Below are 24,979 nucleotides of genomic sequence, written 5' to 3' on the forward strand. Positions count from 1 at the left end.
AGCAAGCGGCGCAGCGGAGAGTTTATTCAATTAGTTCATTGTTTTTAACGGCTTTCATGTGTTCGCTTTACTCGGGTTTGGGTACTTTTTGCGGAAACATGCGAAGCATTCATGAAGGCCAAAATATAAAATCAATACTTTGAATAAAAGTACCTTGACATGGCCGGTCAAGAGGCCGCGGAAAGCCAGTGGGTGAATGCTTAATTTTTAAATATTTATAAATAGCGTCAATGGTACCAAAGTGAAACATCTCACTATAAAAATTTACAGCTTGCAAGTGGCACACCTTGCTTTTGGGTTGCTTCCTATCGTCAGTATGACAGGTTGGTAAGGATGGCGGAATCTTTTCCTTTCGCCTTGTTGAACAACGTGAAACATCTCACAATAAAAGCTTACAGCTTATAATCTCTTTCTACACATTAAAAAGCGAAGCTTCATTATCAGCTTGATAAAGTAGATTATGATAAAGGAAATCTTCAAACCAGTGCATTTAGGCATCTTTCTACTTCGCATTCTCAACTTCTTAAAGCATTTAAGCAATCTTCTACTTTCTGCCTTATGCCTTTCGCTTTCCGCTTTACACATACCTTCTCCCTACCATGTTCGAGACTTGTTCGGGAAATGGCCCTGTTTTTCCGAAGGTGTTACGAAGAAGTCTGGGAGAAGCACCGAAGGAGATATGGATAAAACGTGGATAAAAGGTGGGGTATAGGTGGGCTATACGTGGACTTGAGATAATAAATTTTTATATTTTAAAGCATTTGTTTACTTTAGGTTAATCAAATTTATTGAAAAATTGGTAGAACAAAAAGGATTATTTAGATTTTCTGGAAAAATTAGGAAACTCCGTTGATTATACCAGAGGGAAAAGTAGGTACAGCGTTCTAAGCCTGTTTCCAATGTCATGAAGTTAACTGCGCTAGTAAAGGTGTTAGTTTGCGTATCTTGAACTAGAATCTACCTAATTGGGTCAAAAACCCGGTTTATCTCATAAATATACAATATTCACAGCAATCTTTTGACTTTCTACGCTTTAGGATAATCTTTTGACTTTCTACAATCGAATTCTATGATTTTCATTGCGAATGTAATGAAGCAATCTTAATTTAAGTTAAAAAAGAGACTGCTTCATTCTTCGCCTGCTTGTGATAAAGTTCTGGATGCTTTTCCCTCACATAACCGAATAGTGTAATACATTTATAATTTCCACCAGTTAAGCCTACAAGATAAAAGCATCACTATCCAAAAACTATGAAATTCTAAGAACTTTTGTAATCTGGTTTTTTTTAATACAATCGCCAAACTCCCAATCAATAATAGCCCCTTCCGGATAACCTATCAAGGCAATTCCCATGGGCGATAAAATAGAAACGGTATCGTTTTTCTTTCTAGCCTTATCTGGTCCTACAAATTTATATTCTTGAGTTTCGCCTGTATCAAGATCTTTAACAGTAACAAGCGTCCCAACAGTTACGACATCGATAGGTAAATCTTTTCTCAAAACTTGAGTAGCTTTTTTAAGTTGAGCCTCTAAAGCAGCTTCATTTGCTTTACTTAACTTTCTTCTCCTGATATGGTCTTTTAATAAGTCATAAATCCCTGTGGTTAAAATAACTGGTGTTTCTTGTATTTGTGTATGATGATTGACATTATTATTCATGATGTGTGATGTTATAGAGATCACAAGTATCTCATGGTTTATTCCTAATTTTTTTATTGAAATATTTCTTTTATAAAGCTCATACCTGGTAAGTTCCCAATATGGATGATGTGTAAATAAACATCAAGCCTTAATGAGAAACTAAGTTAACTAGGTAATAGCGCAAAGAGTGCATAGGTTACCCTCACAACACAAATTGCTTTTTTAAAAAGAAATTGATTGAAAAAATCCCCTGCTTAGATAAAGCAGGGCTTAGTGTATAAAGTCTTTACTGCTTTTAAGAAAAGCGTCACCAAGTCTAAATTGAAGTGACAGAAAACGACAGAACATCCCCTTACTCACCCGTAGTTTTGGATGTAATACTGATAATGACTGCCTACTTTTTGGATACATAATTTCAAAATTATACAAAATAAGTGATAAAGCCAATTTCATAATACAAAGGCATACTTATAACATGTAGTATTCGCTAACAAAAGAGTTGTTAATATAAAAGTGTAAATAATTTCAGCTTTTTATCCCAAAATTATATAACACTTTCCAAAAACTATATAACACATTAAGGTGGTAAAGCCAGTAAATTTGTGCTATTAAATGGAAAAAAGATGGCAACAACTATAAAAACCCAGAATTTCCCGGTAACGGGGATGACATGTGCCGGTTGTGCAGTAAGTGTACAGAGTATGATTGCGGCTCAAAATGGTGTTCAGCAGGCTGAGGTAAATTATGCCAGTCAATCTGTTAAGATAAGCTTTAATCCAGTAACTGTAAAGCCACAGGATTTTAAAAATGCTTTACAGGGTATTGGTTATGATATGATTATAGATGAAGAAAACGCACAAGAAAAGCAAGAAGAGTTGCAACAACAAGCTTACCAGGCTTTGAAAAGTAATTTTATGTGGGCAGCGATATTAACCACGCCAGTAGTGTTGATAGGGATGTTTTGGATGGATATGCCTTATGCCAATGAGCTGATGCTATTGTTAACAACACCTGTTTTATTTTTTTACGGACGTAGCTTTTTCATCAATGCTTATAATCAGGCTAAACATGGCAAAGCTAATATGGATTCTTTGGTGGCTTTAAGTACTGGTATCGCTTATATTTTTAGTGTGTTTAATACTTTTAATCCACATTTCTGGCATCAAAGAGGTTTGCATCCACATGTTTATTATGAGGCCGCAGCGGTGGTAATTGTTTTTATCATGCTTGGTAAGTTGTTAGAAGGTAGGGCAAAATCTAGCACTTCTACAGCCATCAAAAAGCTGATAGGCTTACAACCTAAAACAGTCATACGTTTAGGGGCTAGTGGCGAGGAAGAAGTTCCGATTAGTCAGGTACAGGTTGGAGATTTAATTTTGATAAAACCGGGTGAGAAGATACCTGTAGACGGCAGAGTAGCAGAAGGCAACTCTTTTGTAGACGAGAGCATGATTAGTGGCGAGCCTATCGCTGTAGTTAAAGAGGCTGGTGATAGCGTTTTTGCAGGAACCATTAATCAAAAGGGTAGCTTTAAGTTTACAGCAGAAAAGGTAGGTCAAGATACCTTATTGGCACAAATTATTAAGCTGGTGCAAGATGCTCAAGGTTCTAGAGCACCTGTACAAAAGTTGGTAGATAAAATTGCCGGAATATTTGTACCGGTGGTGATGCTGATAGCCTTATTAACTTTTGCTATTTGGATGCTTTTTGGTGGCGAGCATGCCTTTACCCATAGCTTAATGGCTATGGTTACGGTATTGGTTATTGCTTGTCCTTGTGCTTTAGGTCTAGCCACACCAACCGCTATCATGGTGGGGATTGGTAAAGGAGCCGAGCAGGGTATCCTCATCAAAGATGCCGAGGCCTTAGAAGCCGGACATCTAGTAAATGCTATTATTTTAGATAAAACTGGTACTATCACGGCTGGGCATCCACAAGTGCAGCACCTGTATTGGACAAAAGCAGCTTCAGCTCATGCAGAACGTTATGAAGCCGTTTTATTAGCTATAGAGCAGCAGTCTGAACATCCTTTGGCAGAAGCTATCATCAAATACTTAAAACAAAAAACTTTGCCAACAGTACAGGTAAGCCAGTTTAACAGCTTAACAGGGTTAGGGGTAGAGGCGGTTTTTGAGGATGAAACTTATATAGCCGCTAGTCATCAAATATTAAAAAGGCAAAATTTAGTTTTAGATAAAGATTTACAACAGCAGCTTGCATCATGGAAAGAAGAAGCATATACACTGGTTTATTTTGCAAATAGTAAAGAAGTTTTAGCTGTGGTGGCTATAGCCGATGAGCTGAAAGCAGGTTCTAAAGAAGCTATACAACAATTACAAAAGCAGGGTATTGCGGTGTATATGCTTACCGGAGATCATGAACAAACCGCTAAAGCAGTAGCTAAGCAAACAGGTATCATACATTACCAAGCTGATGTTTTACCTGCCGATAAGGCGGCCTTTGTAGAGAAGTTACAGAGAGAAGGAAAAGTGGTGGCCATGATAGGTGATGGGATTAACGATAGCCATGCTTTAGCGCAAGCCAATGTATCTATCGCCATGGGTAAAGGTTCTGATATTGCCATAGATGTAGCTAAAATTACTTTGGTATCCTCAGATTTAAGATTGGTACCTAAGGCTTTACAGTTATCCTCACAAACCGTAAGAACTATCAGGCAGAATTTATTTTGGGCCTTTATTTATAATTTGGTGGGTATACCGCTTGCCGCAGGAATTTTATATCCCTTTAATGGATTTTTATTAAACCCGATGCTGGCTGGGGCAGCTATGGCTTTAAGCTCAGTATCGGTAGTGACAAACAGTTTACGCTTAAAATTTTTAACATCATAAATACAAAAACATGGAAACTATAAAATTTAAAACCAATATTAAATGTGGTGGATGTATTGCTACTGTAACGCCAGCTTTAAACGCCTTGGCAGGAGTACATAAATGGGAAGTAGATACCGCTAATGCGGATAAAATACTGACGGTAGAAGCAGAGGGCCTGAGCGCTCAGGAAGTTGCAGAGACAATAAAAAAGGCTGGTTTTACAGCAGAACAAGTTTAAGTTTAGATTTATACAAGTATTGATGCAATAATGTTGCATTAATAGTGTGTTGATATTATATTTGCTTTAAAATAGAAGTAGATATGAATAAGAAGTTGCCCGTTACAGTTTTAAGTGGTTTTCTTGGTAGTGGGAAAACCACTTTACTGAACCATATTTTACACAACAAAGAAGATTTAAAAGTCGCGGTGATTGTGAATGATATGAGTGAAGTAAATGTTGATGCCCGTTTGGTTAAAAACGAAGCTACCCTTTCTAGAACAGAAGAGAAATTGGTGGAGATGAGTAATGGCTGTATTTGCTGCACCTTACGAGAGGATTTGATGATAGAGGTAGAAAAACTAGCTAGCGAGGGTAAGTTTGATTACCTTTTGATAGAAAGTACAGGTATTTCTGAGCCTATACCCGTAGCGCAAACTTTTGCTTTTAAGGATGAGGAAAAAGGGATAGATCTTTCACGTTTCAGTTATATAGATCAAATGATTACGGTGGTAGATGCCTATAATTTTTATAAAGATTTTGGAACATCAGAACTTTTAAAGGATAGGCAGCTAACCGATATGGAAGACGATAATCGCACTATTGTAAACTTATTAACCGATCAAATTGAGTTTGCTAATACCATCATCCTAAATAAAATAGATTTGGTGCAGCCTGGAGATGTAAAACTCTTAAAAGCTTTAATCAACAAACTTAACCCCGAAGCAAGGATTTTAGAGACTGTATTTTCTAAAGTTAATCTTCATGATATTCTTTTTACTCATCAGTTTGATTTCGAGAAGGCCTCCTTATCTGCCGGATGGCAAAAAGAATTAGAAAATGAGCATATCCCAGAAACGGAAGAATATGGTATCAGTTCTTTTGTTTTTAGAGATCAAAGACCTTTTCATCCAGAACGATGGATGGCTTATCTGCAACAAGAATTTCCACATAATATCATCAGGTCTAAAGGTTTATTTTGGATGGCTGATAAACCTGATGAAGCTTATAATTTCTCTCAAGCAGGTGGTTCTTCTCGTTTAGAAAGTGCTGGAGTTTGGTGGGTTAGTATGCCATTTGCAGAACGTATCCAATATTCAGACTACATAGAAAACAAAGACTATATAGAAAATAAGTGGGATAAAAGATTTGGAGACCGTTTAAATGAGTTGGTTTTTATTGGACAGGATATGGATAAAGAACAAATTTTAAAAGACTTGGAAGCCTGCTTAACTACAGATCAAGAATTGGCGGATTTTCAGCTTTAAGCTAGTAAAAGCATTTTTGTTATACTGAGTAGGGGTTGAAGTTTATTTTGCCTTTGTTCAGTATATATTTTACCCATTCTGAGAAAATATTGACATCATTTTAAAAATTAATAACGTTTTAAGCGTTATTTTAAAATAAAAACGTTGATAGGATAACTTACCTACCAACGTTTTACCACCATCTAAAAAAAATTAGTTTACTAAAGAACCCAGTAACCACTCTTTCTTTAGTTTGTTTTTTAATATCTTATTTTGGGTTTCAATCAGTTTTTCTTGTGCTTCTATCAGTTTACTTTCGCGGGCATTAATTAAAAACAAAGAGCTGTCTCCAAATCTAAACCTCATTTCTTCACCATCAAGTAGTTTTTGGTTGGCTACTAAAGCTTCTTTAAGGGTGCGTAATTGATTTTGTAAGGTACTGTATTCAGCTAAGTTCTGACTCAGTTTTACGTTTAAATCATTACGTACCAAATCTTGTTCTAGCTCGGTATTCCTAATTTTAATTTTAGCTTCTGCTAATTCTCCTCTAGCGGCAGAAAAAGTGAGGGGCATAGCTATCTGGAAGCTAACCTTATTATTCTGCTCCCAATATCTTCTGTTTACATTTCTTAGAAATTGCGTATCGCTATTAAGTAAGCCCACTTGTAAATCTATAGTAGGTCTTAAACTTTCTGCTTTTAAGCGTCTCTCTATTTGTAAATCACGTAGCTTAAAATCATAACTTAAAAGTTTAGGGTTATTGGCAATGTTCAACTCGGCACTTTCTGGTAAAGTAATGTTAGCTTCTTGTGGCAAAGCGTTTAACTTCTCTATATCTACTGGACTATTATCTTCTAACCATAAAAAAGAGGCTAAAAGGTATTTGGCTACCTGTAAATCTAAAGTAGCTTGTTGGTATTGTACTTCGCGTTGTTGTACCTGAGTTAAAGCCTCCACGGTATCAATAGCTGGCCTGTCTCCACCCCTAAATCCTTCTTTTACAGCCTCAAACCTGATGTTACTCAATTCTAGTGCTTTGCGATAGACTTCGGCAATTTTATATTGATTTTGCCAGCCTAAATAAGCCTCACCAGCGTTCAGAATTAAATCATTGATGATTAATACCTGTTCGTTTTCACTAGCTTCGGTAAAAATACGGGCCTGTTTTAAAGCAGCTCTTCTTTTATCCATCAATAAACCTTTTCCTAAAGAGAAATTTAGCCCAACGGTACTTAAACCCTCGGTAGGTAATTTATTTTCTGGATTTAAATAAGCACCTTCTGCAGTGGCGTAATTACCTTTAAGTTCTACACCATACCAAAGAGGTATTTTAACCTCGGGCGTTACAAATTGGTAATATTCTGTACCATCAAAGGCCTTTCTATCATAATCTAAAGATAGTTTTGGGTCAAAACCGCCCCAGGCTTGTTGCATGCGGGCTTTAGCTAATCTGCCAACCAAATTAGCCTGCTTCGCTACAGGATGGTAAGATCTGATAATTTCTTTAAAAGCTTCCCATTTAAGGGTGTCTGTAGGCTGTTGTTGTGCAAAAGCAGGCAGCAAAAGTGCTATCAGAATTATAGAAACTAATAACCTTTTCATTTTTTATCGCTTTTTTCTGTACCCTTATTTTCTGTTGAATTTGCAACATAGTACTCAGGTGGGAAGCCATTTAACTGACGCCATAGTTCGTAAATAACAGGTACATCTTTTAGCAGGGCTATACCTTTAGCTCCGGTACCGTAACTTAATTGTGGTGGCCATGGTTTATCATTTCTATCGGGTTTAACCCAAGCTCTAAATTTACCATTAATACTAATAGAAGGGTCTACAGCGGCTATTACACCACCAAAAGTTCCGTAAGAAGTATTTGGCCAGCCAGAGAATACAATAGCCGGAAAACCATCAAATTGTAAGCGTACTTTTTGTCCTTTATTGATCAGCGGTAAATCTAATGGGTCTACAAAAATCTCAACTGCAACATCAAAATTAATAGGTACAATTTCTAACAGTGGGTCGCCTTCTTTAACGGTTTCGCCAATACCAGCTTTAGTGGTTCTAATTACCTGACCAGATTGAGGGGCTGTAATTACGTAAAATCCTCTTCTGATTTCATAGTTAGAAAGTTGGTTTTTAAGTTTAGCCACTTCACTTTGTGTGGTAGCCATCTCTGATAGGGTAGATAACCTATCTCCATTGGTTTTTAATACTTTCTCTTGATATTCTTGTTCAACAGCATTTTGTTCAAGACGGATGATCAGTAACTCGTTCCTACTATTGTAGAATTTATTTTCTGCGCCCATTTTTTTAGAAAGCGCATCCTGATAAGCCTGCTGTCTTTGTTCGTATTCGGTTAAAGATTTTAAACCAGCATCATACAATTGTTTTTGCCTTTTTAGCTGTTCTTCGGCAATTCTTAGCTGGTTCTCAGCTGCAACATAGCTGATACTGTCTGACTGTACTATTAAAGTATATTGCTTTAATTTATTGGCAACTTGACTAAGTTTTAAAACTCTTGCTCTTTCTATGGCTATTGCTTGGTCGCCCGTTAGTTTAGCTTTATCTTTATAGAAATCTATAGATGCAGATTTAGCTTTAATCTGTTCATCTACTCGTATCAATTGAGATGGGTCTAAGTATTCTTCCTTAACCTCGGTAATATATAATAGAGTGTCTCCTTTTTTTACAATGTCTCCATCTTTAACGTACCAATTTTCAATTCTTCCAGCAATAATACTATTGATTTGTTGCGGTCTTTGTTTTGGATTAAGGGTAGACACTATACCGGTGGGTTGTATGTTTTGTGTCCACGGTAAACATAATACTATAACCACACCTATTAACGTAAAAGTAAACCATTTTTTTCTTCTTGATTTACCATCACGCTCACGCATAATCTTTCCGAAAGATTGATATTTTATGAAATGGTCTGAAGGAATCTTGCTATCTAAAAACATAATTAAAACATTAATTTTCTACTAACTGGCCATTTTCTAAATAAATTGTTCTGCTACACTGGCTGGTAAAAGCTTCATCATTGCTTATCGCAATTAGTGTGAAATCATGTTTAGGGTTGGTTAAATGATTGATGACTTGTTGCCTGATTTGTGGCTCAATGCCATTCCAATTATCTTCTACCAAAATAAGTGATGGTTTAGTTATCAGACATCTTGCTAATAATATTTTCTGGATAATATTGAAAGGAAGTTTCTTGCCTTGTGGGTCTACATGGGTTTCATAACCTTGTTGTTGTTTACTGATATAATCATCTAACCCAACTATTTTACACACCAAATCAACATCTTGAAAACTGATTTCGGTATTACCTAATGTAATATTGTCTAATATAGAACCACTAAACACATCTTCATCTCCTAGTAATGAGGATACATGCCTGTTTAGCCTTTTAGTATCAATCATTTTTAAGGGTGTATTATTGTATAAAATATTTCCTTTAAAATCTTGATAAATACCTGATAAAATTCGTAAAAGCGTAGATTTTCCTGAACCTTCTGAACCTAGGATGCACACTTTTTCTCCGGCCTTAATTTGTAGATTGAGATTTTTTAATGTTAAAGGTTCGCCTGGATAAGAAAAATCTAAAGAAGCTATTTTAATGCTTAAGCCAGCTGTAGGGATAAATGCTAAACTTTGCTCAGGGCTTCCTTCATCATCTTGTGGTTTTTCCAGAACTTTATTAAGTTTTTCTAATGCTGTAAGTACATCGTATACAACTTCGAGACTTAAAATCATCTTCTCAATAGAACTTAATATGGTGATGATTACAATCTCTGCAGCAATAAACTGTCCTAAGTTTATTTGTTGCTGTATAAATAAATAAGAACCTAAAATAAGCATTGCAGCAGTTGTAACAACTTTAAAGCCTATCAAAATTCTGTATTGAAAAAGTAAAACAGAAAAATGTTGATCTCTGGAAGTTAAATAACCATTTACCAATTTATCTGTTCTTTTAAGATGTAATTCGTGGTGCCTGTTTAATTTAAAAGGTTTTACAGCTCTTGAAATTTCTTCTAACCAATGTGCTACATCATATTTATAGTCTGATTCTTTCATGCTGGTTACAAAGCCCTTATCAGACGAAAAATAGAATATAAGTATTACCAAGGTGAAGATGGTTACTGCAAAAATGATAAATACAGGATGATAAAAGCATAATAAAATAAGCCCAAAAAGTATTTGAATACTAGCAGCCGGGAAATCTAATAAGAGCTTAGAAAATCCTTTCTGCAAATTTCCAGTATCAAAAAAACGATTGACCAATTCTGGTAAGTAATAAGAGTCTACACTTAAAAGATTGAGTTTTGGAATACGATAAGCATAGGCAAAAGTTAAACGGGTAAAAATTTTCTGTTGTAAACGCTCTGTGATACGCATTTGAGCAATTTGCAAAATACCTGTTAGTAATACACCAGTGATAACTACACCAATCAAAACAATGAGTGAGGTACTTACAGTTCCACCAAAAAGCAAATTTACAATAGCTTGTATGCCTAAGGGTAAGGAAAGTAGGATAAAACCATTGATAATGGCATAAAAATATACACTGCTAATTTCTCTTTTTTCTAAATTAACCAGTTGATTAAATCTTTTTATTGCATTTCTTATAGAATAGTTTTCAGCATTCGCCATATATGATATTTCGCTTCTTTAATTTATTAACATAGGTAGCTTTTTGCTACACCACTGTCATAACGTTTATTTTGGATTGAAGTTTAGCTTTATATTACTTTTTGTTTGCAACCTAGTATTTTTTTATTTAGCTATCCTAATTTCTTGTAAATTTTAATGTTATTCTAATCTTTTGCTTTTTTTATTTACCTAATGGGGTAATTTTCTATTTTTGATAACTAGTTTTTAAAATTTATGGCAGGCAACTTACGCTGCACTGCCATAACAACATTTATTTTGGGGATGAAGTTTAACCAAACATTGCTTTTTATTTGTAATCGGGTGTTTTTATCTAGCCAAGCTAATTTTTTGTTTATATTTTAATGTTTTTATCAATTTAATATTATTTATAATCATTAAACCTCATAGGTTTTTGCCTTTTACAAAAAGCTCTCGCTTTTGTATTTTATTAAGGCAGGCAGCTTACGCTGCACTGCCATAACAACATTTATTTGGGGATAAAATTTAAACTAATACTACTTTTTATATGCAGTTTAGTATTTTTTTCTTTAGCCAGGTTAATCTCTTCTCTTATTTTCTTTAAAGCATTTTCTAGTTCTGCTATTCTTTTAAGCTCATCAGCTGGAATAGATTTTTGACCTTCATGCTTAATTAAAGCTTGCCTATTGTGGTATTCTAGTTTGGCATTGTAAAGTGTAGAAAGTAAATGAGCCGCATCTTCTGCACTAAAAGTCCAATCTATAAAAGAATATTGTTTCTCTTCCATGTTCATTTTTATTTGATTTACCTTACAAACATAAAACCTGTTTTCTATATATTATTATTTATATTTGATATGAAATACATAATAATTTTTTATGAATTATACCCTACATCAATTACAAGTTTTTTTAAAAATTGTTGAAACAAAAAGTATCACTAAAGCCGCTCAAGAGCTTTTCTTAACACAGCCTGCTGTGTCTATTCAGTTTAAAAATTTTCAAGACCAATTTGATATTGCTCTTACCGAAGTGGTTGGTAAACAAGTATATATCACTGACTTTGGTTTCGAGATAGCCCGCATGGCGCAAAAAATATTAGATGAAATAAACGCTATTAATTATAAAACGCAGGCATACAAAGGCATTTTATCTGGCAGGTTAAAAATTGCTGTCGTGTCTACAGGGAAATATATTATGCCCTACTTTTTAACAGATTTTTTAAAAAAACACCATGGTATAGACTTAACGATGGACGTAACCAACAAGTCTAAAGTGTTAGAAAGTTTAGAAAACAACGAGGTAGATTTTGCTTTGGTATCTGTATTACCACAAAGGTTGGCTGTAAATGAAGAAGTACTTTTAGAGGATAATTTATACCTATTGGGTAATAAAGAGCATCAATATAATGATGGGCCTTATAACAAAAGTATTTTTAATGAGATACAACTGATATACCGGGAAGCAGGTTCTGGTACCAGATTTATTATGGAAAGCTTCTTTGAAAAGAGTAAAGTTAATATCAGAAAAAAGCTAGAACTTACTTCAAACGAAGCTGTTAAACAAGCGGTTATTGCAGGCTTGGGTTTTTCTGTAATGCCTTTAATAGGTGTACATAATGAGGTAATGCTCAAGGATTTGAATATCATACCGGTTGCGGGTTTACCTATAAAAACCAAATGGCGAATGATTTGGCTAAAATCTAAAAACCTATCGCCTGTAGCAGAAACTTTTTTAGATTATACCAGAGAGCATAAAAAGGAAATACAAGACAAAAGCTTTAGTTGGGTTAAAGAATTGACTTTAGAATAAGCCACTTGATAAAAATTATTATTTTCGCCTTTTAATCAAATATACATGAGGTCTAAATATTTTCTAAGCTTAATTCTCACACTATCTACTTGTGTTTTATATAAGCCAGTAGTTGCACAAACAGAGGTAGACGAACGCTCTATGCAATTTAAAGGTCTTAAATTTTCATCTAAAGATTCTTTATTCTTTATTAATTTTAGATTTAGAATGCAAAATAGAATGGGTTTTACTACCGAATCTGCCAATAATTTAGGTATCAGTGAGTGGGATGCTCGTGTAAGGAGATTAAGGCTAAGAGGAGATGGTTATATACTAGGAGAAAAATTAGCTTACAGTGTACAGCTATCATTTTCGCGTGGAGATCAAGATGCTGACAATACAGGCGTGGCCAATATTGTTCGTGATGCTGTTATTTTCTATCACTTTACGGATAATTTTTATGTGGCCTTTGGGCAAAATAAATTACCAGGAAACAGACAACGTGTAAACTCATCTGGGCAATTACAATTTGCAGAACGTTCTATTGTTAACGGTGCCTTAACTATCGATAGAGATTTTGGTTTAAAAGCCTACTATACCAATAAATTAGGAGATGTAGTTTATCAGTTAAAAGGAGCAATTTCTACTGGCGAGGGTCGCTCTGTAAATACTACAGATAAAGGTCTAGCCTATACTGGTAGGGTAGAATTTTTGCCTTTTGGGAGTTTTACAAATGATGGTGATTACTCTGAAGGAGACTTAGAAAGGGAGCAAAAACCAAAATTAAGTATTGCCGGTGGATACTCTTATAATAAAGCTACCACCAATACCGGAGGGCAATTAGGTAAAGATTTATTTGCACCTGTAGATATGAAAACTTTAATGCTTGATGCTATTTTTAAATATAATGGATGGGCGTATGCTGCAGAGTTTATTAAAAGAGATGTAAATAATCCTTTAACTTACAATAGCGATGGCGCTTTAAGCTACGCTTATGAAGGCTATGGCTTAAACAATCAGTTCTCTTATATCTTTAAAAATAATGTAGAAACAGCATTTAGATATTCATATTTAACACCATCAAATAGATTGGCCAATTTTGAAGATACCCGTGAGGTATATGAATTAGGCTTAACTAAGTATTTAAGAGCACACAAAGTAAAAGCACAGCTTAATTTAAGCTATAATGTTGGTAACCAAAATCATAGTCTAAACTATGATAAAAATTATTGGGGTGCCATGTTTCAGATAGAATTAGGCATATAAAAAATATCGATTTATCTTATTAAACTATAGTTAAACCCGCCCATAAAGCGGGTTTTATGTTTATATAGCTATGTTATATCATTTAAATCCTGTTAAAATATCCTTAAAATCTCTAAAGTGATTTTAGACACAAAAATTATATTTTAAATCACTTTTTTTAATCCTCTAGGTCATTCTTTAGCTATAGGGGCCACCATACCTTTGAATTATAAATCAATAATTCAATTTTATGAAACCTTACATTCACAACATCACCAAAACAGCTTACATGGCATGTGTAATGTTGTTCACGTTTATTTATCTACCTGCTGTATCAGCCCAAACTGCTTATAAGGTAAGTACAGGTTCGCAAATTAAGGTTATCGGAACATCTAATATACATGACTGGGATATGACTGCCATAAATTTTATTTGTGATGCAAACTTTACTGTTAAGGGTACAGATGTACAAGATGTTTCTGCTTTAAGTTTTGTGCTTCCTGTGAAGAACTTAAAAGGTAAAGAAGATTTGTTAAACAGTAGAGCACATAAAGCACTTAAAGAAGAACAATTTGATAAAATAGCTTTCAAATTGATAGATGCAACTGTAATTCCACAACAAAATATCATCAAAGCAACAGGAAACTTAACCATTTCTGGAGTAACCAAAAAAGTGCTTATACAAACCACTTATACAGTAGGTGCAGATGAAAGCATCACTTGTAGAGGTTCTAAAACTATTAAAATGAGCGAGTTTAACATTAAGGCGCCATCATTTATGATGGGAGCACTAAAAGTTGCCGATGACGTAACAATCGATATTCTTTTAAAACTTAGAAAATAAACACAATTATTCATTGTTCCACAATCATTCAATCATAATAATCATGAAAACTAAATTACTTTCAAACCTAAAATTTGGTGCAGCAGCTTTACTAGCTGTAGCAGCAAGCAATACTTTTGCTCAAGAAACAGAAGTTGCAAATCTTCGTCCTTATGATAAATCAGGTATTAACGTATTTGAAGCTCCAAAAGAAAACGATGCGGTTTTTAATAAACTAAAAGTAAGATTTGGTGCAGGCTTTACCCAATCTTTCCAAGGCTTAAAACATGAGAATACTGCTGGTGGATTATATAAAATTACTCCAGGATTTAATACCGCTAATGCGAACCTTTATATGGATGTTCAATTAGCAGATGGTATCAGGTTAAACCTAACCAGTTATTTATCAGCAAGACACCATAACGAAACCTGGGTAAAAGGTGGTTACATCCAATTTGATAAGCTACCGTTTAAAGGTCAGTTTTGGTCTGATTTGATGAAAAATACAACTATTAAAGTTGGTCACATGGAAATCAATTACGGAGATCAACACTTCCGCAGATCAGATGGTGGACATACTTTATACAACCCATTTGCAGAAAACTATATTGTTGACGCTTTTACAACAGAAATTGGTGGCGAGATTTTATACAGAAAAGGAGATTTCTTTGGACAAGTGGCAGTTACCAATGGTATGATTAAAGGTAATATTGATAGTTTAATTGCTACTCCGCAAGATAAAAACATCCACAAATCTCCAGCTATTTATTTAAAAGCGGGTTTTGATAAACAATTAAATGATGATTTGAGATTACGTTTAGCAGCTTCTTATTATACCAACAAAAGCTCTGGTGGCCAAACCCTTTATGCCGGAGACCGTACAGGTTCAAACTACTTTATGGTGATGGAAAAATTAGGAAGCACAGCAACCGCACAATTTACATCAGGTCGTTTAAACCCAGGTTTCAGCAAAAAGGTAGATGCTTTACAATTAAATGGTTTTGTTAAAGCTAAAGGTTTAGAATTATTCGGAACCTATGAAGCAGCACAAGGTCGTACTAAAACAGAAGTTGATGAAAGAAAATTATCTCAATACGCTTTAGATGTTATTTACAGATTTGGAAACAAAGAAAATTTATTTGTAGGAACCAGATATAATGTGGTAACAGCAAAATTGGCAAACGTGGCAGCAGCAGGTACAGCTCCGGCAATTGTTTATAATGATGATGTTGAAGTTAACAGGATAGCATTTGGTGCAGGTTGGTTCTTAACAGATAATATCTTATTAAAAGGAGAGTATGTTAAACAACAATACAAAAAATTCCCTACAGCAGATTATCGTAATGGTGGCGAGTTTAGCGGATATATTATACAAGCAGTAGTTGGTTTCTAAGTTTGGATTATAATAGGTGAGTAAAGGGCTTCGGGTATTAGTTTGAAAAAATTATTTATCCGAATGCCCTTTTTAGATATAATACGATGAAACTTTTGAAGCTTTTTATATTTACAGTTTGGTTGCTGATTACTGCTTTTGAAGAAAAAGAACTTGCCAGTAAATGGGTGATTTATAAAACCTGTTCTTTAAAAGTAAATGGTAGCACCAATGTAAATAAATTCAATTGCGTTATCAACAACTATTACAAACCTGATACCTTATCTTTTGTACAAAATAACCAGCAAGACCCTGTGAAAATGATGGGAGCCATGAAACTAGATATCAATAGTTTTGATTGCCATAACCCCATGATGACCGCCGATTTAAGAAAGACACTAAAAGCTAAGCAATTTCCAAATCTTATTATCAAATTTATAAACCTTAGTAAATACCCGCAGTTAAAAGGACAACATATAACAGGCTGGGTACAGATAGATTTGGCTGGTGTAAGTAAAAAATTTCAGGTAGCTTACCAACTCATTCCGTCAGGAACAAATACTTTACAATTAAAAGGCTTAAAACAAATCAAGTTCTCTGATTTTAATATAGAACCACCAAGAAAAATAGGTGGGATGATCACAACTGAAGATAAATTAGATATAGAGTTTAATCTTCATATAAAAACAATAAATGCCCTGTAAATAGAAATTTATTAATATAAAAGTTATGAAAAAAGTTTTACTATCTGGTTTAGGCGCTGGTTTAATCCTGTTCTTAATAAGTTATTTTGGACTCATGTTAGGAATAAGATATTTTCCAGAGTTATTTGTAGAATACAATAATCCTTTATTCAATTCTGATGGTAGTAGAGATTTACTATTTTTCATGCACCCCTTTATCATGAGCTTTGCATTATCATGGTTTTGGGCCCGTTTTAAAAAGCTATTTCAAGGCACCATCTTTTTAAGAGGTTTAGAGTTTGGTTTTGTATATGCCATAGTAGCTTTACTACCCGTAATGTGGATAACCTTTAGCTCTTTGGATATTACTTTTTTAATGATATCAAGTTGGTTCTTATACGGTTTTCTGCAATCTGTTATAGCAGGATTACTATTTGCTAAAATAAATCCTTAAGCAATTAGGTGTAGGATTTCATCTAAAGGTTGGTCTATTTCTATTTTAATACCATTTACTCCGGCAGCATCCGCAGCTTCAACATCTGTTACCTTATCACCAATAAAATAGCATAAAGAAGGTTCTAGATGGTGCTCTTGTATCCCCTTTAATAACATACCTGGCTTAGGTTTACGGCAATCGCATTCGCCTGTAAAATTAGGATGATGTGGGCAATAGTATACTGCTGTAATTTTTATACCGTGTTTAAGATATTCCTTTTTCAGATGATCATGCATTTCATTAAGTGTATCAACAGTATACCACCCTTTAGCCAATCCACCTTGGTTGGTAGCTATCATCAATAAATAACCCCTGTCTTGCAATTCTTTTAAAGGCTTAAAATTATGTTCATGTACATGAAAATCTTCAAGTTTACAAACATAGTCTCCAAGTTCGCGGTTTAAAACACCATCACGATCAAGAAATATAGCCTTATTTTTTTGCATCATTTATTACGATTATTTTTTGCGAAGGTATAAATTTATCAATAGCTTAAAAAGTACAATTTAAGAGCTAATTTTTGGAGTTTAAAAACAGACTAAAAATCAGAGTTTTTTTAGCTTTTCTTAAGAAATGTGCGTTTTAAGATGATGTAAGCTATGTTTGATGATTTAAGAAGATTATAAAATTAAAGCTTTAAATTGAAGTATTTGTAATTTATATACTGTAGTATTGTTAATAAATTAAATAAATGGCTTTCATAGCGGTTTTTTATTATGAAAATTATAAAAATATTAGCAATGTACTATTTGGCTGAAAAAATTCGTATTTTCGGTTCCAAACCGAAACTATAATTTATATTAATGAATCAATCTGATCAATCTCAGCAGGGCTTATACGATCCGAAATTTGAACATGACGCATGTGGGACAGGATTTATTACCAATATCAACGGTAAAAAATCGCACCAAATTATTCAGAATGCTTTAACTATTCTGGAAAATATGGAACATAGGGGAGCTTGTGGCTGTGATCCTGATTCTGGAGATGGTGCTGGAATTTTAATGCAGATTCCACATGAGTTTTTTCTGGAGGAGTGTAATGAATTAGAAATTGACTTGAAAGAGCCAGGTCAATATGGTGTGGGTATGATGTTCTTACCGAAGGACTCATTAGCGAAGAAGGCAATCCGTAAGATTATTATGGATTGTGCGGCGCATCTTCATATTCCTATTTTAGGATTTAGAAAAGTGCCGGTAAATTCTTCTGTTATAGGAGAAACAGCAAGAGCTGTAGAACCTCAGGTAAAACAGCTTTTTGTAGCCAAGCCAGAGCATGTACAAGACAATGATGAATTTGAACGTAAATTGTACGTTTTAAGAAGATTAATTACCAGAACGGTTAATGAAGAGGTAAAAACAAACGCAGATCAGTTTTACTTTACTTCATTCTCTTCAAGAGTTATTGTTTACAAAGGACAATTAACCACTTATCAGGTTCGTCAGTATTATGCTGATTTACAAGACGAGCGTTTCATCTCCGCATTTGGTATGGTTCACTCTCGTTTCTCAACCAATACTTTTCCTTCATGGAAATTGGCTCAACCATTCAGATTCATTTCTCATAATGGAGAGATCAATACCTTAACAGGAAACTTAAACTGGTTTTATTCTGGTGTAAGATCTTTAGTATCACCTTATTTTACACAGGAAGAGATGGAAATTCTTTTACCTGTTATAGATAATAACCAATCAGACTCGGCTTGCTTAGATAATATCGTTGAGGTATTAACACATTCTGGCAGATCATTACCGCATGTGATGATGATGTTGGTACCAGAAGCTTGGGATGGTAATGAAGCCATGGATCCATTAAAGAAAGCGTTTTATGAGTATCACGCTACGCTGATGGAGCCTTGGGATGGTCCGGCTGCATTAACTTTTACTGATGGTAAAAAATTAATAGGTTCTATTTTAGATAGAAACGGCTTACGTCCGCTACGTTATGTCATTACTTCTGATGGTACTGCTATTGTAGCTTCAGAAGCTGGTGTATTAACAATAGATGAGAGCACAGTACTTAGAAAAGGTAGATTACAGCCAGGTAAAATGTTCTTAATTGATATTGAGGACGGAAAAATTATTACCGATGAGGAGATAAAAGCGCAAATAGCTGGCAGACAGCCTTATGGAAGATGGTTAGAGAACTACAAAATCAGGATGGAAGAACTTCCAGAGCCTCGTGTTTCTTTCACCAACCTTACCAAAGAATCTGTTTACCGTTACCAAAAAGTATTTGGCTATAGTCGTGAGGATGTGGAAACCATTATCAAGCCTATGGCTTTAGATGGTAAAGAGCCTGTAGGTTCTATGGGTACTGATGTTCCTTTAGCGATCTTATCAGACAGACCACAACATTTATCAAGCTATTTCAAACAATTCTTTGCGCAGGTTACCAATCCGCCAATAGATCCTATTCGCGAGCGTTTGGTGATGAGTTTGGCAACTTTCATTGGAAACAATGGAAACATCTTGGATGAAGATAAAATGCATTGCCACTGTGTTACTTTAAAGCATCCGATTTTAAGTGATAAAGAATTAGAGAAACTTAGAAGTATTGATACAGGTTTGTTTAATGCTAAAACCTTACAAACTTATTTCAAAGCAGATCATGCTCCTGGAGCTTTAGAAAGAGGCTTAGAGCGTTTATGCCGCTATGCAGAAGATGCCGTTAACGATGGTTTTGAAGTATTAATTTTATCTGATAGAGCTATAGACTCTGAGCATGCTGCTATTCCTTCTTTACTAGCTGTTTCGGCTGTTCATCACCACTTGATTAAAAAAGGTTTACGTGGTGCTGTAGGTTTAGTTGTAGAGGCTGGTGATGTTTGGGAAGTTCATCATTTTGCTTGTTTATTAGCATTTGGTGCAACCGCTATTAATCCATATTTAGCTTTAGCATCTATCCATACTTTAAGAGAAGATGGTAAGTTAGAAACTACCTTAGATGATAAAAAATTAGTTTACAACTATATTAAAGCGGTTTGTGATGGCTTATTAAAGATATTCTCTAAAATGGGTATCTCTACCTTACAATCTTATCATGGTTCTCAAATTTTTGAGATTTTAGGTATCAACAAAGAAGTTGTAGAGAAATATTTTACAGGCGGTATTACCAGAATTGAAGGTTTAGGTTTAGATGAAATTGCTAGAGAAGCATTAAGTAAACACATCAGCGGCTTTAAGGGCGAAGATGCTGACCATCATTTGTTACCAGAAGGTGGTATTTACCAATGGAAGAGAAGAGGAGAGGCTCACTTATTTAATCCAGAAACAGTTCACTTATTACAATACGCCACGCGTACAAACGATTACGAAGTTTACAAAAAATACGCAAAAGCAATTAATAACCAGGCAGAGCGTATGTATACGCTACGTGGTTTAATGGATTTCTCTCATCACAGAGAGCCAATTTCTATTGATGAAGTAGAACCAGCAGAAAATATCATGACAAGGTTTGCTACTGGTGCCATGTCTTTTGGCTCTATCTCTCACGAAGCACATAGTACTTTAGCTATTGCGATGAATAGAATTGGTGCAAAAAGTAATACCGGTGAAGGTGGTGAGGATGAGATGAGATACCAACCACTTCCAAACGGAGATTCTATGCGTTCTGCTATCAAGCAAATTGCATCAGGAAGATTTGGCGTAACCATCAACTACTTAACCAATGCTGATGAGTTACAAATTAAAATGGCTCAAGGTGCTAAACCAGGAGAAGGCGGTCAGTTACCGGGTCATAAAGTTGATGACTGGATTGCAAAAACACGTCACTCTACACCAGGAGTAGGTTTAATTTCGCCTCCACCACACCATGATATCTACTCTATCGAAGATTTAGCACAGTTGATATTCGACTTGAAAAATGCAAATAGAGCAGCTAGAGTAAACGTTAAATTAGTTTCTAAAGCAGGTGTAGGTACTATTTCTGCAGGTGTTGCCAAAGCACACGCAGATGTTATCTTAATTGCAGGTTATGACGGTGGTACCGGAGCTTCTCCTATAAGCTCTGTAAAACATGCTGGTTTACCTTGGGAACTTGGTTTAGCTGAAGCACACCAAACTTTAGTGAAGAATAAACTAAGAAGCAGGGTAGTTTTACAAGCCGACGGGCAGTTAAAAACGGGTAGAGACTTGGTTATTGCAGCTTTATTAGGTGCAGAGGAGTGGGGTGTTGCAACAGCAGCTTTAGTAGCTGGCGGTTGTATCATGATGAGGAAATGCCACTTAAATACTTGCCCTGTAGGTGTTGCAACGCAAGATCCAGAATTAAGAAAGCTGTTTAGCGGTAAGCCAGAGCATGTTGTAAATCTTTTCAGATTTATGGCAGAAGAGATGAGAGAGATTATGGCTGAACTTGGTTTTAGAACCATTAATGAAATGGTTGGACGTGTGCAGTTCTTAAAATCAAGAGATAACATTAATCACTGGAAAGCTAAGAAAGTAGATCTTTCTGCTATCTTACATCCAGTATCATTCCCTAAAGGAATGACCTTATATAACAGCGAGTCTCAAGACCATGGTATGGCAAATATTTTAGACTGGCAGTTAATCAAAGAAGCTGAACAAGCTATCAAAGATAAAACTCCGGTATTTGGCACCTTCAATGTTAAAAACACTGATCGTACCATTGGTACTATGTTATCTAACGAGATTGCTAAAGTTTACGGTTCTGCTGGTTTACCAGACAATACCATCAATTATAAGTTTAAGGGTTCTGCCGGACAAAGTTTTGGTGCTTTCGCAGCAAAAGGTATCTCTTTTGAGTTAGAAGGCGAAGCTAATGATTATGTTGGAAAAGGTTTATCAGGTGCTCAGTTAGCTATTTATCCTGCTAAAGAAAGCAAGTTTAAGCCAGAAGAGAACATGATTGTAGGTAACGTAGTATTATACGGAGCTACTTCTGGAGAGCTATTTATCAGAGGTATGGCTGGAGAGCGTTTTGCGGTACGTAACTCTGGTGCAACAGCAGTTGTTGAAGGTGTTGGAGACCATGGTTGTGAGTACATGACTGGTGGTAAAACCTTAATTATTGGTAAAACAGGAAGAAACTTTGCTGCTGGTATGAGTGGTGGTATCGCTTGGATTTATGATATTGATGGTGACTTTGTAGATAATTGTAACCGTGAAATGGTTGATTTAGATCCTTTATCTCCATCAGATGAAGAAGAAATCATCAACCTATTACGTAAACATCATCAATTAACACAAAGTACAGTTGCTAAATTTTTAATTGAAAATTGGGGCAAAGAGTCAGCTAAGTTTATCAAAGTATTCCCTCAGGAGTACAAAAAAGTATTATCGCAAAAGCAAAAATTGGAGTCGATTAGCTAAGAGTCATGGGAAAAGTTACAGGATTTAAAGAATATCAAAGAGAACTTCCAGAGAAAGTTCCTGCCCAGGATAGGGTTAAAAATTATAAAGAATTTGTTGGTATGTATAGTGATGAAAAGCTAAACCAACAATCTGCAAGATGTATGAATTGTGGTATCCCTTTTTGCCACTCGGGTTGTCCGCTAGGGAATGTTATTCCAGAGTTTAACGATGCCGTTTACAAAGCAAATTGGGAAGAAGCATATCAAATACTAAGTTCAACCAATAATTTCCCTGAATTTACAGGAAGAATTTGCCCTGCACCATGCGAATCTGCATGTGTACTAGGTATTAACAAACCTGCTGTAGCTATCGAGGAGATAGAAAAACACATCATAGAAATAGCTTATGCTAAAGGATATGTTAAACCTCATGCACCGTTAATTCGTACTGGTAAAAAAGTAGCTGTTGTAGGTTCTGGTCCGGCTGGTTTAGCCGCTGCTGCACAGTTAAACAAAGCTGGACATGAAGTTACTGTTTTTGAAAGAGACAGTCAGCCAGGTGGTTTATTAAGATACGGTATACCTGATTTTAAATTAGAGAAAACTGTAGTTGAGCGTAGGGTAGAAGTGATGAAAGAAAGTGGTATTATTTTTAAATGTAATACTGAAGTAGGTAAAGACATCAACGCAAAAGAGTTAACCAAAGAGTTTGATGCTGTTTTATTAGCAGGAGGTTCTACCATACCAAGAGATTTACCTATAAAAGGTAGAGAGCTTAAAGGTGTTTACTACGCTATGCAGTTCTTAAAACAACAAAACAAACGTGTAGGTAATGAGCCTGTAACTGAAGAAGAAATTTTAGCTACAGGTAAAGATGTAGTGGTTATTGGTGGTGGTGATACTGGTTCTGACTGTGTTGGAACATCTAACCGCCAAGGTGCTAAATCTATCTTACAATTTGAATTGATGTTTAAGCCATCAAAAGACCGTACAGATAATATGCCTTGGCCTACATACCCGATGTTGCTTAAAACCACTACTTCACACGAAGAAGGTTGTGAGCGTTATTGGGGCATCAATACTAAAGAGTTTATTGGTGATGAAAATGGTGAATTAAAAGAGCTTCGTATTGTAGATGTGGAGTGGGAAGTTGACGCTATGGGCAGACCAGTTAAATTTAAAGAAGTTGAAGGTACAGAAAGAGTTATTCCTTGCCAAAGAGTATTCTTAGCAATGGGATTTGTGAACCCTCAATACGATGGTATGTTAGAACAGTTAGGTGTTGAATTGGACGGGCGTAAAAATGTACAAGCAACAGAAGGTGTTTACAGAACCAATGTAGACAGGGTATTTACTGCAGGTGATATGAGAAGAGGACAGTCATTGGTTGTTTGGGCAATATCAGAAGGTAGAGAAGCTGCCAGAAAGATTGACCAATACTTAATGGGACACTCTAATTTAGAGAGTAAAGAAGCAGTAAATATGTTTGAAGAGGTGATGTAATTTACTTCACATTCTTACTAACTCGTTTATAATCTTTAGCATAAATAAATCATGAGCCCTGAAAGCCTAGCTTTCAGGGCTTTTTTGTACACTATGATGAATTATTAAGTATCTAGCGAGTCTAGATAACCTAAATTAAAATGTTATACTACTTTTAGATTCTCCTTATCCTAATTTGGCTTATTAGAGTGTTAACCTGTGTTGGTATACGTCAATTTGAGGGATATTTTTATTGTCCTGAAATCATGTTATTTTAATACTTTTGATGCTTAGATTAAGCATGATGAGTAATTCTAACGATTTACGTTTAAATAAAGCCATTAGCGATACCGGTTTTTGCTCTAGAAGAGAAGCCGATAAGTTGATTGAAGAGGGAAGGGTAAGCATAAACGGCAAAACTGGTGTTTTAGGTGATCGGGTAAATCATGAAGATGATGTAAGGGTAGATGGCAGGAGGATAAAGTTTAAAAATCCTGAGCAAGATATATATATCGCTTTTAATAAGCCAAGAGGTATAACTTGTACTACCGAAAGAAATGTAGAAGGTAATATCATTGATTATATCAACCATCCTAAAAGAATTTTTCCTATAGGGAGGTTAGATAAACCTTCGGAAGGTTTGATTTTCTTAACCAGCGATGGGAATATTGTGAACAAGATTTTAAGGGCGGGCAATAACCACGAAAAAGAGTATGTGGTTACTGTAAATAAACCTATTACTACAGACTTTTTAAGAAAAATGGCTGCTGGTGTACCCATATTAGGGACAATTACTCACAAATGTGTGATTAAAAAGGAAAGTGATTTTATTTTTAAAATTGTTTTGACACAAGGTTTAAATAGGCAAATTAGAAGAATGTGTGAGTACTTGGATTATGAAGTTACCCGTTTAAAGCGCATCAGAATCATGAATGTTTCTTTACAAAATATACCCTTAGGTAAATGGCGTAATTTAACAAAAGAAGAACTTGCAGAAATTATGCAAATGGTGGCACAATCAAGTAAAACAGAAGAAGCATCTGTAATAGCCAAACCTAAACAAAGTTATAAGCAATTTAAGAGTAAGAAAAATCATCAGCAAAAACGCAGTAAACCAAAGTCTTAAAATAATCAAAAAAAGCCCCGCTAATGCACAGGGCTTTTCTTATTTTTCTTGTAGTTGTAATGATTTTTTGGATACGGCAAGG

At 35.1% G+C, this 24,979-nt stretch carries 18 protein-coding genes; 12 read left to right on the plus strand and 6 right to left on the minus strand.

Annotation, left to right across the window (positions count from 1 at the left end; all coding sequences use genetic code 11):
* Nucleotides 1-1,249 precede the first annotated feature (1,249 nt).
* Nucleotides 1,250-1,660 (minus strand): GreA/GreB family elongation factor, encoded by a 411-nt coding sequence (locus tag B2745_RS02815; RefSeq protein WP_304063431.1) that lies wholly within the window; start codon nt 1,658-1,660, stop codon nt 1,250-1,252.
* Nucleotides 1,661-2,265: 605 nt separating this feature from the next.
* On the opposite strand from B2745_RS02815, the gene B2745_RS02820 reads away from it, so the two are divergent.
* From B2745_RS02820 to B2745_RS02830, 3 genes are all read left to right on the plus strand, one after another.
* Nucleotides 2,266-4,491, plus strand: coding sequence for a heavy metal translocating P-type ATPase (locus tag B2745_RS02820; protein ID WP_304063434.1), 2,226 nt, complete (start codon nt 2,266-2,268; stop codon nt 4,489-4,491).
* A 10-nt stretch (nt 4,492-4,501) separates the two neighbouring features.
* The gene (locus tag B2745_RS02825) at nt 4,502-4,711 is read left to right on the plus strand and encodes a heavy-metal-associated domain-containing protein (RefSeq protein WP_304063437.1); all 210 of its coding nucleotides are present in this window, start codon (nt 4,502-4,504) and stop codon (nt 4,709-4,711) included.
* Between the two features lie 83 nt (nt 4,712-4,794).
* Nucleotides 4,795-5,958: a GTP-binding protein gene (locus B2745_RS02830; RefSeq protein WP_304063440.1), complete on the plus strand. Its 1,164-nt coding sequence runs from the start codon at nt 4,795-4,797 to the stop codon at nt 5,956-5,958.
* A 192-nt stretch (nt 5,959-6,150) separates the two neighbouring features.
* Here the strand turns inward: B2745_RS02830 and B2745_RS02835 are convergent, their stop codons facing one another.
* The 4 genes from B2745_RS02835 to B2745_RS02850 form a co-directional block, all read right to left on the minus strand.
* A complete protein-coding gene (locus B2745_RS02835) occupies nt 6,151-7,539 on the minus strand; it encodes a TolC family protein (protein WP_304063443.1) in 1,389 nt (462 codons plus the stop codon).
* The gene (locus B2745_RS02840; protein WP_304063446.1) at nt 7,536-8,894 is read right to left on the minus strand and encodes an HlyD family secretion protein; all 1,359 of its coding nucleotides are present in this window, start codon (nt 8,892-8,894) and stop codon (nt 7,536-7,538) included. The genes B2745_RS02835 and B2745_RS02840 overlap by 4 nt, the downstream gene beginning before the upstream one ends.
* Nucleotides 8,895-8,904: 10 nt before the next feature.
* Nucleotides 8,905-10,587, minus strand: a complete 1,683-nt coding sequence (locus B2745_RS02845; protein WP_304063450.1) for a peptidase domain-containing ABC transporter — start codon at nt 10,585-10,587, stop codon at nt 8,905-8,907.
* A gap of 487 nt (nt 10,588-11,074) precedes the next feature.
* Nucleotides 11,075-11,353 carry a hypothetical protein gene (locus B2745_RS02850; protein ID WP_026904470.1) on the minus strand — a complete coding sequence of 93 codons (279 nt, stop codon included), beginning with the start codon at nt 11,351-11,353 and terminating at the stop codon, nt 11,075-11,077.
* Between the two features lie 91 nt (nt 11,354-11,444).
* On the opposite strand from B2745_RS02850, the gene B2745_RS02855 reads away from it, so the two are divergent.
* The 6 genes from B2745_RS02855 (at nt 11,445) to B2745_RS02880 (ending at nt 16,933) form a co-directional block, all read left to right on the plus strand.
* Entirely contained in the window at nt 11,445-12,377 is a 933-nt protein-coding gene (locus tag B2745_RS02855; protein ID WP_304063453.1) for a LysR family transcriptional regulator, read from the plus strand.
* A 45-nt stretch (nt 12,378-12,422) separates the two neighbouring features.
* On the plus strand, nt 12,423-13,622 hold the full coding sequence (locus B2745_RS02860; RefSeq protein WP_304063456.1) for a porin: 1,200 nt from the start codon (nt 12,423-12,425) through the stop codon (nt 13,620-13,622).
* Between the two features lie 229 nt (nt 13,623-13,851).
* Complete coding sequence (locus tag B2745_RS02865; RefSeq protein WP_304063459.1) at nt 13,852-14,445, plus strand: YceI family protein; 594 nt, start codon at nt 13,852-13,854, stop codon at nt 14,443-14,445.
* Nucleotides 14,446-14,488: 43 nt separating this feature from the next.
* Nucleotides 14,489-15,817 (plus strand): hypothetical protein, encoded by a 1,329-nt coding sequence (locus B2745_RS02870; protein WP_304063462.1) that lies wholly within the window; start codon nt 14,489-14,491, stop codon nt 15,815-15,817.
* Between the two features lie 86 nt (nt 15,818-15,903).
* Nucleotides 15,904-16,500 (plus strand): YceI family protein, encoded by a 597-nt coding sequence (locus B2745_RS02875; protein WP_304063465.1) that lies wholly within the window; start codon nt 15,904-15,906, stop codon nt 16,498-16,500.
* Between the two features lie 25 nt (nt 16,501-16,525).
* The gene (locus tag B2745_RS02880) at nt 16,526-16,933 is read left to right on the plus strand and encodes a hypothetical protein (RefSeq protein ID WP_026904465.1); all 408 of its coding nucleotides are present in this window, start codon (nt 16,526-16,528) and stop codon (nt 16,931-16,933) included.
* Here B2745_RS02880 and B2745_RS02885 read toward each other — a convergent pair.
* A complete protein-coding gene (locus tag B2745_RS02885; protein WP_304063468.1) occupies nt 16,930-17,424 on the minus strand; it encodes a D-glycero-alpha-D-manno-heptose-1,7-bisphosphate 7-phosphatase in 495 nt (164 codons plus the stop codon). The genes B2745_RS02880 and B2745_RS02885 overlap by 4 nt on opposite strands.
* 354 nt (nt 17,425-17,778) lie before the next feature.
* On the opposite strand from B2745_RS02885, the gene gltB reads away from it, so the two are divergent.
* The 3 genes from gltB (at nt 17,779) to rluF (ending at nt 24,897) form a co-directional block, all read left to right on the plus strand.
* A complete protein-coding gene (gene gltB, locus B2745_RS02890; RefSeq protein WP_304063471.1) occupies nt 17,779-22,308 on the plus strand; it encodes a glutamate synthase large subunit in 4,530 nt (1,509 codons plus the stop codon).
* Between the two features lie 5 nt (nt 22,309-22,313).
* Nucleotides 22,314-23,792: a glutamate synthase subunit beta gene (locus tag B2745_RS02895; protein ID WP_304063475.1), complete on the plus strand. Its 1,479-nt coding sequence runs from the start codon at nt 22,314-22,316 to the stop codon at nt 23,790-23,792.
* A gap of 265 nt (nt 23,793-24,057) precedes the next feature.
* Entirely contained in the window at nt 24,058-24,897 is an 840-nt protein-coding gene (rluF, locus tag B2745_RS02900) for a 23S rRNA pseudouridine(2604) synthase RluF (protein ID WP_304063477.1), read from the plus strand.
* Nucleotides 24,898-24,979 lie beyond the last annotated feature (82 nt).

It is taken from the genome of Pedobacter glucosidilyticus, from assembly GCF_002483235.1.
GTDB classification, from domain to species: Bacteria; Bacteroidota; Bacteroidia; order Sphingobacteriales; family Sphingobacteriaceae; genus Pseudopedobacter; species Pseudopedobacter glucosidilyticum_B.